General features: G+C 38.4%; 11 protein-coding genes and 1 tRNA gene. 7 read left to right on the top strand and 5 right to left on the bottom strand.

Annotated elements, in window-relative coordinates:
* Positions 1-15 precede the first annotated feature (15 nt).
* From OZP10_RS01135 to OZP10_RS01125, 3 genes are all read left to right on the top strand, one after another.
* Positions 16-9,207 carry a T9SS type B sorting domain-containing protein gene (locus OZP10_RS01135; protein WP_281633130.1) on the top strand — a complete coding sequence of 3,064 codons (9,192 nt, stop codon included), beginning with the start codon at positions 16-18 and terminating at the stop codon, positions 9,205-9,207.
* Positions 9,208-9,279: 72 nt separating this feature from the next.
* Positions 9,280-10,191 (top strand): PorP/SprF family type IX secretion system membrane protein, encoded by a 912-nt coding sequence (locus OZP10_RS01130; RefSeq protein ID WP_281633129.1) that lies wholly within the window; start codon positions 9,280-9,282, stop codon positions 10,189-10,191.
* A 10-nt stretch (positions 10,192-10,201) separates the two neighbouring features.
* Positions 10,202-12,136 (top strand): OmpA family protein, encoded by a 1,935-nt coding sequence (locus tag OZP10_RS01125; RefSeq protein WP_281633128.1) that lies wholly within the window; start codon positions 10,202-10,204, stop codon positions 12,134-12,136.
* A 694-nt stretch (positions 12,137-12,830) separates the two neighbouring features.
* Here the strand turns inward: OZP10_RS01125 and OZP10_RS01120 are convergent.
* The 5 genes from OZP10_RS01120 to OZP10_RS01100 all read right to left on the bottom strand — a co-directional run bounded on the left by OZP10_RS01120 (position 12,831) and on the right by OZP10_RS01100 (position 15,833).
* Positions 12,831-12,911: transfer RNA gene (locus OZP10_RS01120), tRNA-Tyr, on the bottom strand.
* A 414-nt stretch (positions 12,912-13,325) separates the two neighbouring features.
* Positions 13,326-13,694, bottom strand: a complete 369-nt coding sequence (locus OZP10_RS01115) for a TlpA family protein disulfide reductase (protein WP_281633127.1) — start codon at positions 13,692-13,694, stop codon at positions 13,326-13,328.
* Positions 13,695-13,730: 36 nt separating this feature from the next.
* Positions 13,731-14,492 carry a DUF4369 domain-containing protein gene (locus tag OZP10_RS01110; protein WP_281633126.1) on the bottom strand — a complete coding sequence of 254 codons (762 nt, stop codon included), beginning with the start codon at positions 14,490-14,492 and terminating at the stop codon, positions 13,731-13,733.
* Between the two features lie 261 nt (positions 14,493-14,753).
* The gene (locus OZP10_RS01105; protein ID WP_281633125.1) at positions 14,754-15,194 is read right to left on the bottom strand and encodes a KTSC domain-containing protein; all 441 of its coding nucleotides are present in this window, start codon (positions 15,192-15,194) and stop codon (positions 14,754-14,756) included.
* A gap of 393 nt (positions 15,195-15,587) precedes the next feature.
* On the bottom strand, positions 15,588-15,833 hold the full coding sequence (locus OZP10_RS01100) for a hypothetical protein (RefSeq protein ID WP_281633124.1): 246 nt from the start codon (positions 15,831-15,833) through the stop codon (positions 15,588-15,590).
* Positions 15,834-15,917: 84 nt separating this feature from the next.
* Here OZP10_RS01100 and OZP10_RS01095 point away from each other — a divergent pair, with 84 nt between their 5' ends.
* From OZP10_RS01095 to OZP10_RS01080, 4 genes are all read left to right on the top strand, one after another.
* Entirely contained in the window at positions 15,918-16,460 is a 543-nt protein-coding gene (locus OZP10_RS01095) for a hypothetical protein (RefSeq protein ID WP_281633123.1), read from the top strand.
* Positions 16,460-16,606, top strand: a complete 147-nt coding sequence (locus tag OZP10_RS01090) for a hypothetical protein (protein ID WP_281633122.1) — start codon at positions 16,460-16,462, stop codon at positions 16,604-16,606. The genes OZP10_RS01095 and OZP10_RS01090 overlap by 1 nt, the downstream gene beginning before the upstream one ends.
* Positions 16,607-16,686: 80 nt before the next feature.
* Positions 16,687-16,920 carry a hypothetical protein gene (locus OZP10_RS01085; RefSeq protein WP_281633121.1) on the top strand — a complete coding sequence of 78 codons (234 nt, stop codon included), beginning with the start codon at positions 16,687-16,689 and terminating at the stop codon, positions 16,918-16,920.
* Complete coding sequence (locus tag OZP10_RS01080) at positions 16,892-17,290, top strand: YchJ family protein (protein ID WP_281633120.1); 399 nt, start codon at positions 16,892-16,894, stop codon at positions 17,288-17,290. Before OZP10_RS01085 ends, OZP10_RS01080 begins: the two co-directional genes overlap by 29 nt.
* The last annotated feature ends 55 nt before the right edge of the window (positions 17,291-17,345 follow it).

The following is a 17,345-nucleotide window of genomic DNA, read 5'->3' as shown; positions in this document are numbered from 1 at the left end:
AAAATTTTAAAAGACATGAATATAAAGTTAGCAAGCTTTATATTTTTAATTGCCGCATGTGTTTTTCTGCCTAATGCAGCGCTGGCAGCGAACCCGATTACGGTGTCGCTATCAGCTCCTGCTACGACGCCTACATTTGCACTTGATGGAGAGCAGGTTTCTAACCTGTCAGTAAATGTAGACATCACCGTCAATCAAATCGGCGTGACAGGAGGAAAGATTGTAATTCCTGTGGAAGCAGCACCCAACGGGATTGGCTATTACAGTTTTAAAGCCGTGGATAATCCGGCGAGTGGTTGGCCAGCGATGGTACAAAATGTGAGTTTAGTGGGGTCCAATGTGGAGATTACATTGAAAGACAATGTGGCACAAGGAACGAACCAAAATATCTATTTAAACTTTGCATTCAATCAAACCTATAATCGCAAAGTCCTTCCGGGTACAGTGATGTGGAACACAGTTGATGCCACAATATCGACTGCGTCACCCGCATTTAGTACAACAGTTTCTTCTGGGTCGATTGCTACGAGTGCAACAAATGATCGAGAAATTACTTATCAGAGAATGAATCCGATAACTGATCAAACCCCGATAGGTTCTGTTGTAACATATAGACTGAACGTTATTAATACAAATTACTATAAAGTTAATTTTGATCCTGGCTTTCCAGTAACAGAAACTTATTATTTTCCCGCGGGAACAACAATTGTTAATGCAGGAGGACTGACCCAAGGAGTAGCAGGGGATGGGCGAGTAACTATATCAAACAACCTGCCAACCAATTCCACTCTATGGAATCAGTATCATTACTCTGGTATTAATACACATGGAGGTTTCTATCAGACTGATATTCAAATAATTTTCCCGGGGAATGTTGGAGATGTAGCGCGTGTTACTGGTGAATTTAGTTATGCTTTATATGGGCAATCTGCTGCAACGGTACAGCAATCTTTCACTTTTACCAATCAGATTATCCCGGCTAATGTATGGGATTTTAGATACAATGAATATAATAAATCTGGTAGTAATTTGTTTTCGGATTGCAATGTTCGCCCGAATGGTTCGAAATCACTGACGAATATGTTTCCGATTTATGGTTGGTTTTACGGAAATGTTGCTTCAACCCGTAATCAAGGTACAGGAGATATCGGCGGTGTTGAATGGATTGGGAAACAGCCTATTGGTAGCGCTAAGATTAATTATGCTTGGATTCAGATTAATAATGATACAGAGAGTGCGGCCAGTCCTGCCTCAAAATTTCAGTATTGGTATGTAATTAAGGATGCTACTACAGGAGTGACCAGATCAACCACGTCTACTTCTATAAACAAGAGTACTGATTTTGCCTTACCAATACTTGGGGGGAATGAATATATTGATGAAGTCCATGTACAACCAACAGGAACAACAGGAACAGCTCCTGGAGTACTTCCTGCAAAAAATAGTTTTGGTATAAACTATCAAGTTAAAACATGGAATGGGGCAAAATGGCCTGATGGCACATCCATGCCATTCAATACAACAATATTGGTGCCATTTACACTCACGTATAATGATGCGAGTGGAGTACTTGTAACGAAAAATAGTACCGGTATTACACATCGTTATTCTGACTATGGGAACTTTTCCCAAAGCAAAATGGTCAATGTGGATCCAAACGGAAATGCTTTAGTTCCGGGTCAAAATGTCAATTTTGAAATTCAAGGATCAAATAGCAGTAATTCTGCTCCATCAGATTGGCAAAAGCCGGTTGTAGTAGTCAAAACGTTACCAAATCTAAAATATGTTTCTAATGGAGATCTTTTTTCGGGAACTGATGGTGCAACGTTTGCAACAGATGAAGGTGCGGTGCGGATGGACATCATTCATGAAGGCAGCGATTACAATATGTATCGTTTTACGTCATTGTCCAACTATGCTGTACCTCATAACAATGCAAATTATAGATTTAAAATTCCGGTTGTCTTCCAACTTCTGTCGGGAACAAAAATAGGTACCTATTCAATCACGCAAACGGCTGAATCGAGCGATAATACAAGCGCTGCTTATGTATATAATCGTTTTCAATTGATGGACAATGTACCTTCAGGCGAAACGATGGCGATGTATGGATTTAACTTAACTAATCCTAATGACCAAACTGTACCGGGAGATCCTGCCAATCAGCATGTCAATTTTAGTGGAGCAAGCGGTTCCTATACGGTTGTTCAGACCATGAACTTATCGGCAGATACTAAAATTTTAGGAAATGCAGATGTACCTGCGGTTTACCATGGTACAGAGACACCTGGCTTAATTGCACCGGGGGGTACAGGCAAGATGAACGTAATACTTACAAACAAAGGAAATGTAGATGTAAGCAATTTTAAGCTTTTCGACATTATCCCGCGTATCGGAGATAAGACATTACTGACCGGTGCTGCTAAGAACACGGAGTGGGATCCTAATTTCGCCGGGTTAACTGTTAAGGTATACAATGCAGATGGTACGGAATACACTGCACTAAATGGTACACAAAAACTGTACTATTCATTAACCAATGATCCGGCTATTCCGGAAATAAGCAGAACCGGAGCAGCAACAACATGGACTACAACAGCACCAACAGATATGAATACGATTGGTTCATTCAAGTATGACTTTGGCACCAATCGTTTGTTGCCGGGACAATATATCAATATTGAAATGACTTATGTTGTACCTGCAGGAGCAATAGTTGATCCAAACAAGATAGCTTATAACTCTTTTGCTTACACTGGTACTTACTTTAATGGGGCAACTAATCTGGGTAATATTGTTGCTCAGGAACCAACACCATTTGGTGCATTGAAGGCTTTTCCTTCAAGTCTTTTTGGAACGGTGTATGATAATGCTAAGACAACGTCTACAGGCCCTATTGCAGGAGCTACTGTTACAGCTACCGACAAAGGTAGTGGTACAGTATGGACAACAACGACAGATACTGCAGGATATTATAGTTTCCCAGGTATTCCGGAGGGCACAGTTGTGGATATTGTGGCAACAGCTTCAGGATTTACTACTAATAGTAAGAGCAATGTTACGGTATTAGGAAATGTAAGTCAGGATATTCCATTATCTTCTTTCCTAATTGCCAATCCGCCAGCAGTATGTTCTCCGGCTACGGTAGATCTTACAGCTGCAACAATAACTGCAGGCAGCGAAACAGGGTTAACCTATACTTACTTTACTGATGCGGCGGGAACAATTGCATTAAGCAATCCTAATGCAGTGAGTGTAAGCGGAACTTATTATATTAAAGCATCCAGCAGTGCTGGAGGTGTTGGTATTAAACCTGTACAGGTGACAGTGAACCCAGGTGTCAGTCTTACGTACACAACATCCTCATTAACACAGTGTAATGGTAGTACTTTTACCGCTTCTTTTACTCCTACACCGGCTAATGCACAGGTTACCTGGACGAATAGCTTAGGAGAAGTAGGATCGGGCGATATTAACGAACAATTAGTAAATAATGGTTCTACACCAATTATGGTAACTTATACGGTAACAGCATCTTCTTTGGGCTGTACAGATACCAAGACAATTACTGTTACGGTTAACCCTACAGCGACTATCACGCCATCTGTGTGTGAAAGTGTAATTTGTAGCGGACAAACGGCAAATATTACTTTTTCATCTTCATTGTCATCAACCACTATCAATTGGACTGCAGATGATGGCACAAGCGGAACTGGTGATATTTCAGCAGTAAAAACGAATACAGGTTCAACACCTATTACAATTACCTATACCATTACCGGAGTTACCACCGAAAGTTGCTCTTCTCCTGAAGTTAAAACATGCAGGGTAATAGTAAATCCTTTACCAGTTGTAGCTGCAATTGCTGGAGACGCAGTGATGTGTACGGATTCTAGTACGCGATTTATCGATGCAACACCAGGTGGAGTTTGGAGCTCATCCAACCCGGCAGTAGCCACTGTTGATGCAACAGGTTTAGTAACAGCTGTAGCAGCAGGTACGACAATAATATCTTATACTGTTGATAATAACGGCTGTACTGCTACTGCAACACAATTAGTTACAGTAAATTCGCAGCCAGCAGCACCAAGTTTAGGAGTTGTGACACAGCCAACTTGTGCAGTTCCAAATGGTATATTCCAAATTAACAATTATGATGCAGCAACTTACATTTATGCTTTTCCATCAGCAACAGGTGTAACGGTATCATCAACAGGATTGGTAACAGCACCGGAAGGAAACTATACGGTAACCATTACCGATAAAGTATCAGGCTGTACATCACCTGCATCTGCAAGTGTAACAGTAAATGCACAGCCGGCATCACCTGCTCAACCAGTTGTAACAGCAAGTGGTTCAACTTCCATCAATGTGGGTGGTAATGTAACACTTACAGGTAGTCCTGCAGGAGGAGTATGGAGTAGTGATAATATAGCAATAGCACCTGTTAACGCAACAGGTACAGTAACCGGTGTTACAGCGGGAACAGCTAATATTACATACACAGTAACCAATGCAAATGGTTGTACTGCTTCTAATACAGTTCAGGTGACAATTAATGATTTTAAATCTTTCGTAACCGTTAAGAGCGTAGCCGATGCCAGCGGAAACGGTAAGGCAGAAGCAGGCGAGAACTTGACTTATACGATTAAAGTTAAAAATACAGGAAGCTTAGTGCTGGACAACATCAGCATTAGCGACGTAGTGCCAGCCAATACGACTTATGTAAGTGGCGGTAGCTATGACAGCGCGACCCAAACAGTTAGTTTTACAGGCAGTAATCTTGCCGTTGGAGACACAAGCAGCTATAGTTTTATAGTAAAAGTAGCCAATGACTTGACAGGAATTACTACGGTATCGAACCAGGCAACGGCCACAGTGGACAACATTCCACCGACAAAAACCAAGCCTGAGGATCCAAATAATCCTGGTAATCCGGACCCTGTATGTACAAGCCCTGGAGGCTGTACGACCGACATACCAACGGACGGTGTTAAATCTTTCGTAACCGTTAAGAGCGTAGCCGATGCCAGCGGAAACGGTAAGGCAGAAGCAGGCGAGAACTTGACTTATACGATTAAAGTTAAAAACACAGGAAGCTTAGTGCTGAACAACATCAGCATCAGCGACGCAGTGCCGGCCAATACGACTTACGTAAGCGGCGGCAGCTATGACAGCGCGACCCAAACAGTTAGTTTTACAGGCAGCAATCTTGCCGTTGGAGACACAAGCAGCTATAGTTTTATAGTGAAAGTAGCCAATGACTTGACAGGAATTGCTACGGTATCAAATCAGGCAACGGCCACAGTGGACAACATCCCGCCGACAAAAACCAAGCCTGAGGATCCAAATAATCCAGGTAATCCGGACCCTGTGTGTACAAACGTTGCAGGTTGTCCGACCGACATACCAACGGACGGTGTTAAATCTTTCGTGACAGTTAAGAGTGTAGCCGATGCCAGCGGTAACGGTAAGGTAGAAGCAGGCGAGAACTTGACTTATACGATTAAAGTTAAAAATACAGGAAGCTTAGTGTTGAACAACATCAGCATCAGCGATGTAGTGCCAGCCAATACGACTTATGTAAGTGGCGGCAGCTATGACAGTGCGACCCAAACAGTTAGTTTTACAGGCAGTAATCTTGCCGTTGGAGACACAAGCAGCTATAGTTTTATAGTGAAAGTAGCCAATGACTTGACAGGAATTGCTACGGTATCAAATCAGGCAACGGCCACAGTGGACAACATCCCGCCGACAAAAACCAAGCCTGAGGATCCAAATAATCCAGGTAATCCGGACCCTGTGTGTACAAACGTTGCAGGTTGTCCGACCGACATACCAACGGACGGTGTTAAATCTTTCGTGACAGTTAAGAGTGTAGCCGATGCCAGCGGTAACGGTAAGGTAGAAGCAGGCGAGAACTTGACTTATACGATTAAAGTTAAAAATACAGGAAGCTTAGTGTTGAACAACATCAGCATCAGCGATGTAGTGCCAGCCAATACGACTTATGTAAGTGGCGGCAGCTATGACAGTGCGACCCAAACAGTTAGTTTTACAGGCAGTAATCTTGCCGTTGGAGACACAAGCAGCTATAGTTTTATAGTGAAAGTAGCCAATGACTTGACAGGAATTACTACGGTATCGAATCAGGCAACGGCCACAGTGGATAACATTCCACCGACAAAAACCACGCCTGAGGATCCAAATAATCCTGGTAATCCAGACCCTGTATGTACAAACCCTACAGGCTGTACAACTACAATTTTAACTGATGCAATTGATGCAGTGGCTGATAACTATACGGCGACTAACGGAAAAGACGGAGGTACAACGCCAACCGTTTTAGTAAACGATACCCTAAGCGGAGTGCCGGTTGTATTGTCAGACGTGAACTTGACAGCAGTAACAGTTCCAACAGGATTGACATTGAATCCTGACGGTACAATCACGGTAGCTCCAAACACGCCGGCAGGTACTTATGAAGTGACCTACAGCATCTGTGAGAAACTGAACCCGACAAATTGTGATACGGCCATTGCTACGGTGGTGGTTGGTCAGGCTCCAATTGATGCAGTGGCAGATAATTCTACTGTTCCTAACGGAAAAGACGGAGGTACAACGCCAACTGTTTTGGCAAACGATACCCTAAACGGAACACCGGTTGTCTTGTCAGACGTGAACTTGACAGGAGTAAGTGTTCCAACAGGATTGACATTGAATCCAGACGGTACAATCACGGTAGCTCCAAACACGCCGGCAGGTACTTATGAAGTGACTTACAGCATCTGTGAGAAACTGAACCCGACAAATTGTGATACGGCCATTGCTACGGTAGTGGTTGGTCAGGCTCCAATTGATGCAGTGGCAGATAATCCTACTGTTCCTAACGGAAAAGACGGAGGCACAACGCCAACTGTTTTGGCAAACGATACCCTAAACGGAACACTGGTTGTCTTGTCAGACGTGAACTTGACAGGAGTAACTGTTCCAACAGGATTGACATTGAATCCTGACGGTACAATCACGGTAGCTCCAAACACGCCGGCAGGTACTTATGAAGTGACTTACAGCATCTGTGAGAAACTGAACCCGACAAATTGTGATACGGCCATTGCTACGGTAGTGGTTGGTCAGGCTCCAATTGATGCAGTGGCAGATAATTCTACTGTTCCTAACGGAAAAGACGGAGGTACAACGCCAACTGTTTTGGCAAACGATACCCTAAACGGAACACCGGTTGTCTTGTCAGACGTGAATTTAACAGGAGTAACTGTTCCAACAGGATTGACATTGAATCCTGACGGTACAATCACGGTAGCTCCAAACACGCCGGCAGGTACTTATGAAGTGACTTACAGCATCTGTGAGAAACTGAACCCGACAAATTGTGATACGGCCATTGCTACGGTAGTGGTTGGTCAGGCTCCAATTGATGCAGTGGCAGATAATTCTACTGTTCCTAACGGAAAAGACGGAGGTACAACGCCAACTGTTTTGGCAAACGATACCCTAAACGGAACACCGGTTGTCTTGTCAGACGTGAATTTAACAGGAGTAACTGTTCCAACAGGATTGACATTGAATCCTGACGGCACAATCACAGTAGCTCCAAATACACCGGCAGGCACTTATGAAGTGACCTACAGCATCTGTGAGAAACTGAACCCAACGAATTGTGATACGGCAACTGTTAAAATAGCAGTTGGTCAATCTGTAATTGATGCAGTGGCTGATGATTACAGAGCAACACCAATAAATGGCAAATCAGGAGGCACAACGCCAAATGTATTGACAAATGATACCTTGAACGGATTACCGGTTGTATTGCAAGATGTAAACCTGACAGGAGTAACAGTTCCAGAAGGATTAACATTAAATACTGACGGTACCATCACAGTGGCTCCAAATACGCCAGCGGGTACTTATGACGTGACTTACAGCATCTGTGAGAAGCTGAACCCAACGAATTGTGATACGGCAACTGTTAAAATAGCAGTTGGTCAATCTGTAATTGATGCAGTGGCTGATGATTACAGAGCAACACCAATAAATGGCAAATCAGGAGGCACAACGCCAAATGTATTGACAAATGATACCTTGAACGGATTACCGGTTGTATTGCAAGATGTAAACCTGACAGGAGTAACAGTTCCAGCAGGATTAACATTAAATACTGACGGTACAATCACAGTGGCTCCAAATACGCCAGCGGGTACTTATGACGTGACTTACAGCATCTGTGAGAAGCTGAATCCGACAAATTGTGATACGGCAACTGTTAAAATAGCAGTTGGTCAAGCTGTAATTGACGCAGTGGCTGATGATTACAGTGCAACACCAATAAATGGCAAATCAGGAGGCACAACGCCAAATGTATTGACAAATGATACCCTGAACGGATTACCGGTTGTATGGCAAGATGTAAACCTGACAGGAGTAACAGTTCCAGCAGGATTAACATTAAATACTGACGGTACAATTACAGTGGCTCCAAATACGCCAGCGGGTACTTATGACGTGACTTACAGTATCTGTGAGAAACTGAATCCAGCGAATTGTGATGCCACAACTGCTACAATAGTGGTGGGTAATGCAGTAATTGATGCAGTAGATGATGATTTTGGTGCAGAAACCATTAATGGAAAAGATGGAGGAACAACCCAAAATGTATTGGCAAATGACACTCTAAACGGAGCACCAGTCAAATTATCAGATGTTGAATTGACAGAGGTAAAAGTCCCTGCAGGATTAAAATTAAACCCTGACGGTACGATTACAGTAGCGCCAAATACATCAGGAGGCACTTATGAAGTGGTCTACAGCATTTGTGAGAAACTGAATTTATCAAATTGTGATACGGCGACCGTAATTGTGGAAGTTGGAATAGTAGAAGGTATGTCGGATTTGGAAGTTTTCAATGCACTTACGCCAAATGGAGACGGTATTAATGACGAGTTTATAATCAAAGGGATAGAATATTACCCAAATAATACGCTTGAAATATATAATCGTTGGGGAGTTAAGGTATATCAAACGGAGAAATATGGTCAAAATGGCAACTACTTTACTGGAATTTCAGAGGGAAGAGCTACTGTCGATAAGGCTGCAGGTTTGCCTACAGGAACTTACTTCTATATATTGAGATATTCAGACATTCAAGGAAATACAAAAGAGAAATCGGGATATTTATATCTTAATAGATAACAAGGCTAATACTCATTGGGGATAAAAATGCCCCAATGAGTTATTACAATAAAAAATAAAGTGATGAGTAAAATGAAGAAGATAATTTTAATGTTATTGGTGTTTTTTTTGGGTACCAAGATGTTTGCCCAGCAAGACTCACAATATACACAGTATATGTATAATACTGTTAATGTCAATCCAGCTTACGCTGGAAGCCGAGGCGCGCTAAGTATTTTTGGATTGCATAGAACCCAGTGGGTTGGATTAGACGGAGCTCCTGTAACTAATACATTTTCTATGAATTCACCTTTGGGGGATTCGGGTCTTGGAGGAGGAATATCATTTGTAAATGATCGTATTGGTCCTACTGCGATGAATAATATTTCGGCAGACCTTTCGTATACTATTCTGGTTTCTGAGAAGTACGATTTGTCATTCGGGATAAAAGGATCAGTGGGTCTTTTTAATCTAGATACTGAAAAACTGCATATTTATGATCAATCAGATGCTAATCTGGTTTCAGTGAAAAATGAATTTAGCCCTAATGTTGGGGCAGGGATTTATTTCCATTCTGATAAAACTTATTTAGGCTTGTCAGTACCGCAATTTTTGCAGACTAAAAGGTATGCAGATAATGATCGCGCTGTTTATTTAGATAAGATGCATGTATATTTAATAGGGGGACACGTATTTGATTTATCGCCATCCCTTCAATTTAAGCCCGCTTTTTTATTAAAGGCAGTTGAAGGCGCACCTTTACAGCTTGATGTATCCGGAAACTTTATGTTTAATGAAAAATTTGTTTTAGGAGCATCTTGGCGATGGGGAGCTGCAGTAAGTGCTATGGCTGGTTTTCAGGTTACAAACGGAATGTATATCGGCTACGGTTACGACTTAGAAACCACAAAGTTGAGCTACTACAATGCAGGCTCTCATGAGATATTTTTAAGGTTTGAGTTAGTAAATAAAAATAGAGGTTTTATATCACCGAGATTTTTCTAAAAAAAATACTATGAGAAATACAATTAAATGTTTATCAGCTGCAGTTTTATTGTCTTGCGGAGTTCATGGACAGAATATGCAGATGAAAAAAGGGGATAAGGATTATAATCGATATGCTTATGTCGACGCTGTAAAAGTATTCGAGAGAGTATATGAGCGCGGTTATAAATCAGCCGACATGCTTAAGAAATTAGGTAATGCATACTATTATAAGGCAGATTATCAAAATGCAGTCAAATGGTATGGCGAGCTTTTTTCAATGCCAGATGCAAAAGAGGGAGAATATTATTATCGCTACGCCCAATCTTTGAAAGCGGTTCAGAATTATGCCAAGGCAGACGAAATGCTGCAGGAGTTTTATAAAAATGATAGCCAGGATAAAAGAGCGCTTATGGCTTCAGAAGAAAAGAATTATCTGGAGGTGATCAAAAAAAATTCCGGCCGTTATACGATTGCAGATGCTGGCATAAACAGCAGTAGATCTGATTATGGGAGTGCATTTTATGGGCAAAATATAGTATTTGCTTCTGCGCGCAGAAAAGGCCAGCTAAACCCTTCAAGCGGAGAATACTGTACGGATCTTTATATTTCGGCACTGAAAAGTGATGGATCCATCGAGAGGCCAGCTAAATTTGGAGGGAAAATAAATACAAAGTTCAATGAGTCTACTCCGGTCTTCACAAAAGATGGAAAGACTGTATATTTTACTAGAAATAATTATATAGGAGGTAAAACAGGGGCAGATAAAAATAAAATTACATTGCTTAAGTTGTACAAAGCAACATTAGAGGGTAAAAAATGGAAATATATAAAAGAATTGCCTTTTAACAGCAATGAATACAGTGTGGCACATCCGGCTTTAAGCCAAGATGAAAAAACTTTGTATTTTGTATCAGATATGCCTGGATCATTGGGAGAATCTGATATCTACAAAGTAAGTATAAACGGAGGAGACAGCTATGGCAATCCAATTAATTTAGGACCGAGCATAAATACCGAGGGAAGGGAGAGTTTTCCATTTGTAAGTGCCAAAAACGAATTGTATTTTGCTTCAGATGGATACCCTGGTCTGGGAGGTTTGGATATTTTTGTTGCAAAATCTAATTCTAAAGGAGATTTTGAAAAACCGGTAAACATAGGTGAACCTGTAAATGGCCCGAGCGACGACTTTGCCTTTTTGATCGATACCAACACAAAAAATGGATTTTTTAGCTCAAATCGTGACAACGGAGTTGGAAGTGACGATATCTACAAACTTAAAGAAGACAAGGAAAACATTGAGGAATGTATGCAAAATATATATGGAAGGATTACTGATGCATTTTCCGGTCAGCCAATAGCTGCTGCTGTAGTTTTATATGACAGTAAAGGTGCTTTTGTTCGTGAGTTTCAAACAAAAGCAGATGGGATGTATGATTTTGGAACAGTAGATTGCGGCACATTATATAAGTTAAAAGTTGAAAAAGAAGGATTTGTTACAGCTGAAAAAACAATCACAACGGGAACTGAAACAGGAAAAGTCCAGACTGACGTTGCTATAAAACAGCAGAAAATTAATTTAGGTGATGATCTTGCTAAAAGCCTTGATATAAAAAATATATATTTTGATCTGGATAAATCTAATATCAGGCCAGATGCAGCGGTTGAACTTGCTAAAATTGCCGAGGCAATGAGAGAGAACCTAGGTTTTAAAATTGAAGTGTGTTCACATACAGATTGTCGAAACAGTGCTGCATATAATATGGCTTTATCAGAAAGAAGAGCTAAATCTACAATTACATGGCTTGTAAAACAAGGAATTAGTAGATCACGCTTGATAGGAAGAGGTTATGGCGAGTCGCAGTTAATAAATAATTGTGAATGCGAGGGCAGTGTTAAAACACCTTGTACAGAAGCAGAACATCAGGCAAATAGACGCTCTGAGTTTATTGTAACGAAGATTTAAAACATCCATATTATTATATAAAAGAGTCCGATTCTATCGGGCTCTTTTTTTTTGGTTTTAAAAGAGGAACATTGAATATAACTTGTATCGCCTCACCATTAGCGAGACTTTAATACTTTTGGGAAACAAACAGAAATATATCTTTTATGAAATTATAATCAATAAATCAATAATTGATACAATTTCACTATTAATCGAATTAGTACTACAAGTATTGAGGGGTTTGAACAAGTATATTGGTATTTGAGGAAAAAAAATGATGAGTTATTCACTTTACACTAATAATACTATTTGTCATATCTGATGCTTATCGGAGCTCTTGCTCTTTGTTTTTGGATATTCTTACAAAAAAGAAAAAAAATCTTGAAATTATTGAATTTGCAGGTGTTCACACTTTTTTTGTGGCTTTTTGTAAAGATTGAAAACTTTATGTTTTGGGTTTTTCGGCCTTTCTGTGGGGAGAGCAGGATTCGAACTTTATTTCTGAAGCCCTGTCTATACTAGGTTTTATAAAATGTCTTAGACAAAGTGCACCGATTCTGCACCTTTAATTTTGTGAGGATTTATAAATATTGAAAATAGGCCTAAAACGAAAAAAACCTGCAAATCCTTGAATTTGCAGGTCTTCAGACATTTTTTGCGGCTTTTTGAAAAGATTGAAAGCTTTTAGTTTTCAGGTTTTTCGGCCTTTCCGTGGGGAGAGCAGGATTCGAACCTGCGAAGTTCACACAGCAGATTTACAGTCTGCCCTCGTTGGCCGCTTGAGTATCTCCCCGATCTCAGCTTGTTGTGCTTTGTTGTTCTAAGCGGTGGCAAAGATAGGAACTCTTTCTACATTTCCAAACAAAAAAACGACTTAATTTTAAGTTATTTTATAGTTATTTTTTAATTCATTGGAATTGAATAAAATAAAATTCAATTAAATATTCTTTTTTAAAATTCATTCATCAAAGTAGGATTAGGATTACGGTAAATATAAGATCTTTTCTTTGGACTTAATCTTTCATAAACTCTTCACTAATTGTATTTATTGATGCTTTGAGTGAAATGCTGAAGAAAAAAGAAACTATAATGTGATAAGCTGAACTTTTATTTCTTTTTATGAATTTCCATTCTAAGTTTATGGATTATGCCGTAAAACAAAAAAATCTCCACTAGGGAGATTTTTTTTTTATTATTTCAAGATATATTATTTAGCTAGCAATTCTTGAATCTTTGCTTTCAATTCATCACCTCTTAAATCTTGTGCAACCACTTTTCCTGATGCATCAAGAATGAAAGTAGCAGGAATAGCTTCAACATTGTATTGTCTAGCAATTGGATCTTCCCAGAACTTTAAATTAGAAACCTGAGTCCAATTTAAACCATCTTTTGCAATAGCTTCTTTCCATTTCGCAGCATCTTTATCAAGAGATACTCCAACAATGTTTAATCCTTTCGAATGAAATTCTTTGTAAAGAGCTACAACATGAGGATTTTCTTGTCTGCATGGTCCGCACCAAGAAGCCCAGAAATCTACAATAGTAACTTTGCCTAAGCTTTCTTTAAGCGAAACCATTTTTCCTTCTGGATTTGGAGCCGAAAAATCTGCTCTTCATTTAGCGCTGCCTACTGCAGGAGCTGTAGCACCAACAGATGGCATTTTTGCTTGACCAAATCTAGTTTTGATTTCTTTACCTGGAGCAGTATTTTTTAAAGACTCATCCAAACCATTGTAAAGTCCTTCTAATTTTTTCATGTCAGCTGTTGGATCATTCAATAAACTTTGAATAATTAAAGCTGTAATGAAAGATTTTGGATGACTTTCAGCATAAGTCATGTATTTCTTTTTGCTGCTTTCTTGTACTTCTTTCTGAATTTCCATGTATTGCTTCATCAAGCCATTGATAACTGCTGTATCTTGCGCTTGCTGAGCTTGTTTCATTTTATCATTGTTCTTTTTTTGGAAATCAATTAAACTTTTTTGAGTTTTGTTCATATCTTCCATGAAAGCAAAGTACTCATCATTGTTATAAGTTCCAGAGATTTTAGATTTATGGATACTATCTTTATCAATAGCAACATTAATTTCTCCAGTTTCAAGAATGAATGGAATAGGACCATTAGCACCTTGTAAAATTAATGTATGGAAAGCTGGTTCTGTAACTTTTCCTTTTATTTCAAATTTTCCATTTTCAACTTTTACTGTATCAAGAGAAACTGGCATTCTTGTAGCTGGGTCTTGACCTTGCAAAATGATCGTTTTTCCGTTTTCAATTCCTGTAGCAGTACCAGTAATAAGGTATTCTCCATCTTTAACTTTGCTGCAAGAAATGATAGCTGCAGAAGCTGTAAGTACAAAAAGTATTTTTTTCATTATAAAAAATTAATTAGTTAATTGATTTGTGCAACAAAAGTATCTAAAATTATAAAACATACAGAATTTTGTAACCTAAAATTTTGTTATAGTTTTTTTGGTTGTAAAATGCATAAAATCAGTGTGTTTGCTAGCTTAATCTGATCAAGAACTCTTAATGTGGAACATATTTGAGAGATCTCTATTCAAATTTTTAAATTTCGGACATAAAAAAAGCACTCGTTTAACAGAGTGCTTTTTCGTAAAATATAGTGCTATAAACTATTCTTGATTTGTTTTCTTTCTCCAAGTAAAAGCATTTAAAATATGTCTTTTTGCAAATCTTCCAGGAGAATCAGCATTTACCATTTTCACGTAAGTTGCTTTAGGAACACTAATGTATTCGTAAACACTTCCGTTAGAGAAGTCAATAATTAAACGACCTTCAACAAATTTGTAATCTGTGATAGTACAAGTTGAAATTGTTTCTGTATACTCAGGTAAATTAAGTTTGATAGTATCAGGGTGAATACTTACTAAAAAGTGGTAAGCTTCGATAATCGTTTTACTTTTTTCTTCTGCTTCTTTTAAACCAGCTTCATTTCCCACAAATTTATCAGGATGAGATTCTTTCATCGCATTACGATAAATTGTCTTTAAATCTTTTAACTCTGCAGTTTTTTCTACGTTTAGTAACTTGCGGTATTCAACTATTTTTTTCATAAATAAAAGGTAACTACTTGTCTATTAGTTTGAAATCGTTTTGTTTTAGTTCAAATCGACAAATTTTTTGCAAAGGTACACTTTTTTTTAACTTTTCAGTTTTGATCGAAAAAATATTGAAAAAAGTTAACTGTAAGTTTATTTAACCGTAAAGGGCGCAGGGATTTTTTTTTACCACAAAGTAATCTAAGATTTACGCAAAGTACACTAAGATTTTTTTAACCGCAAAGTGCGCAAAGAATTACGCAAAGAACGCTAAGAGTTTTATTTTATAAATTATTTACAAAAGAAAAGTTCGCAAAGCTTTATATAAAAACTTTGCGAACTTTGCGTAATTCTTAGCGTTCTTTGCGGTAAAACTTAACCGTTCCAACAAAACCTGAAACAAAAAAACTATTCCGGCTTATGATTCGCCTTATCGAAGTTTCTTGATTTTTTAGGATATTTATCGTAGCTCATGTCGCTTGGGTTTTCAATAACAGATTTTATTGTAATCCAATCACCTTCATTAAACTTAGCCTGAACCATTTTGTAGTCTAAAAGATATTCTCCGCAGAAATAATTATTGTTTTCATCTTTTTCGATAATACCGGTAAAAACTCCTTTTTGCGGCATTTTTTGTTCTGAATCTATAGACATGATTTTTTGTTTTGAATTAAAGTACAAAGGTAAGCAATTTAGGTTTGTTTTAGGGAGTTCGCTGTAATCTGAGTATATTTGCACATGCAGAAAAATTTTAAGCCACATCCTAATTCTTTTAAAAATACCTTTTGCGCTTTTAATGAAGTGCTTCCAGAAGCCATTAAAGGATTAAAAAAGCAATTTGAAAGCAAAGCAGGAAGTAGTTATTACTATACAGAAGAAGGAATGTATCGCGTTTCAAATCATTGGGGAAGACTGGCAAACAGTAAATGGCGGCTAATTGCCCGTGATCCAGAAACAGAATCAAAGACTAAAATAGGTTTTGCAAAATGGGAAGAGTTTTATCCTGATAATGCCGAAGAAAGGCTCTATTATATTAAAGCTGATTTTGAAAACAACCTTGCCAATTACGAGCACAAAAATAATCCAGAATATGATGGAAAAGCAGTGTTAAGAACAAGTTTTGAAACCACGAAAAGGTTAAAACAGATTAGAAACCTGCAGCAGCTGACCAATTGGGCAAAGCATTTTGACTATGACGATATTGATGATTTGCGAAAACAAATTATCAACGAATTGATTTTTACTGAAAAAACGTTAGAACAAATTAAAAGAGAAGTGTAATGGGACGCAATAACGAAAGGAACATCAAAAAGCACAATGATAAATTGCACAAAGCTCAGGCAAAAGCTAAACAAGCTGAAATTTCCCGAAAAGAAAAATTAAAAGAGATTATAAAGAAATTCAACGAAAGTAAAAGCGAAGAGTAAATAAATAGTTTCAAGTTTTAGGTTTCATGTTACAAGTTAGCATAGCGAACCTGAAACTTGAAACCTGAAACAAAAAAATAATGAATAGTAAATTTGAAACACTAAAAGCAAACGTACAGGAAATCATTGATTTGATTGCTGCGAAAAATGATAGAGAAGCAAACAATAAGTTATTGGAAGTAAGCGAAACACTTGACGACATGATTGATTTTGCTGAAGAAGACGAAGAAGTGAGAGAAATCACTCGTTATCAGGTTTTGTTAAATCAGCTTCATGTAAAAATTAATGGAGAAGAGCCAGTTGATGGAGAATAAAAAATGTTTCTGCGACACAGGATTGCTTTTTGAAAACTGCTGTGAATTGTATTTAAGTGGTAATCAAAAAGCCCCTTCGGCATTAGCTTTAATGCGATCTAGATATTCAGCTTATGCGACACATAATGCCGATTATTTGATGGAAACCACTTATGTTTCAGAAAGAAAATATTACTCAAAACCTGAAATTTTAAGATGGGCAGTTTCCAATAAATGGCAGAAACTCGAAATATTAAGTTTTACTGAAAATACAGTTGAATTCAAAGCTTATTTTTTAGATTCAAACAATAATCCGCAAGTACATTACGAATTCTCTACTTTTAAATTCGAAAATGGCGCTTGGTACTATGTAGACGGAAAGTTTGAATAATTATTATATCTAACACTGTTAGCTGCGGATTTTGGTTAAATATTTTAACTAAAAA

Source organism: Flavobacterium luteolum, assembly GCF_027111275.1.
In the GTDB taxonomy this organism is placed as follows: Bacteria; Bacteroidota; Bacteroidia; order Flavobacteriales; family Flavobacteriaceae; genus Flavobacterium; species Flavobacterium luteolum.
Note: the sequence above shows the minus strand (reverse complement) of the source record. Positions and strands in the feature narration are given on the sequence as shown.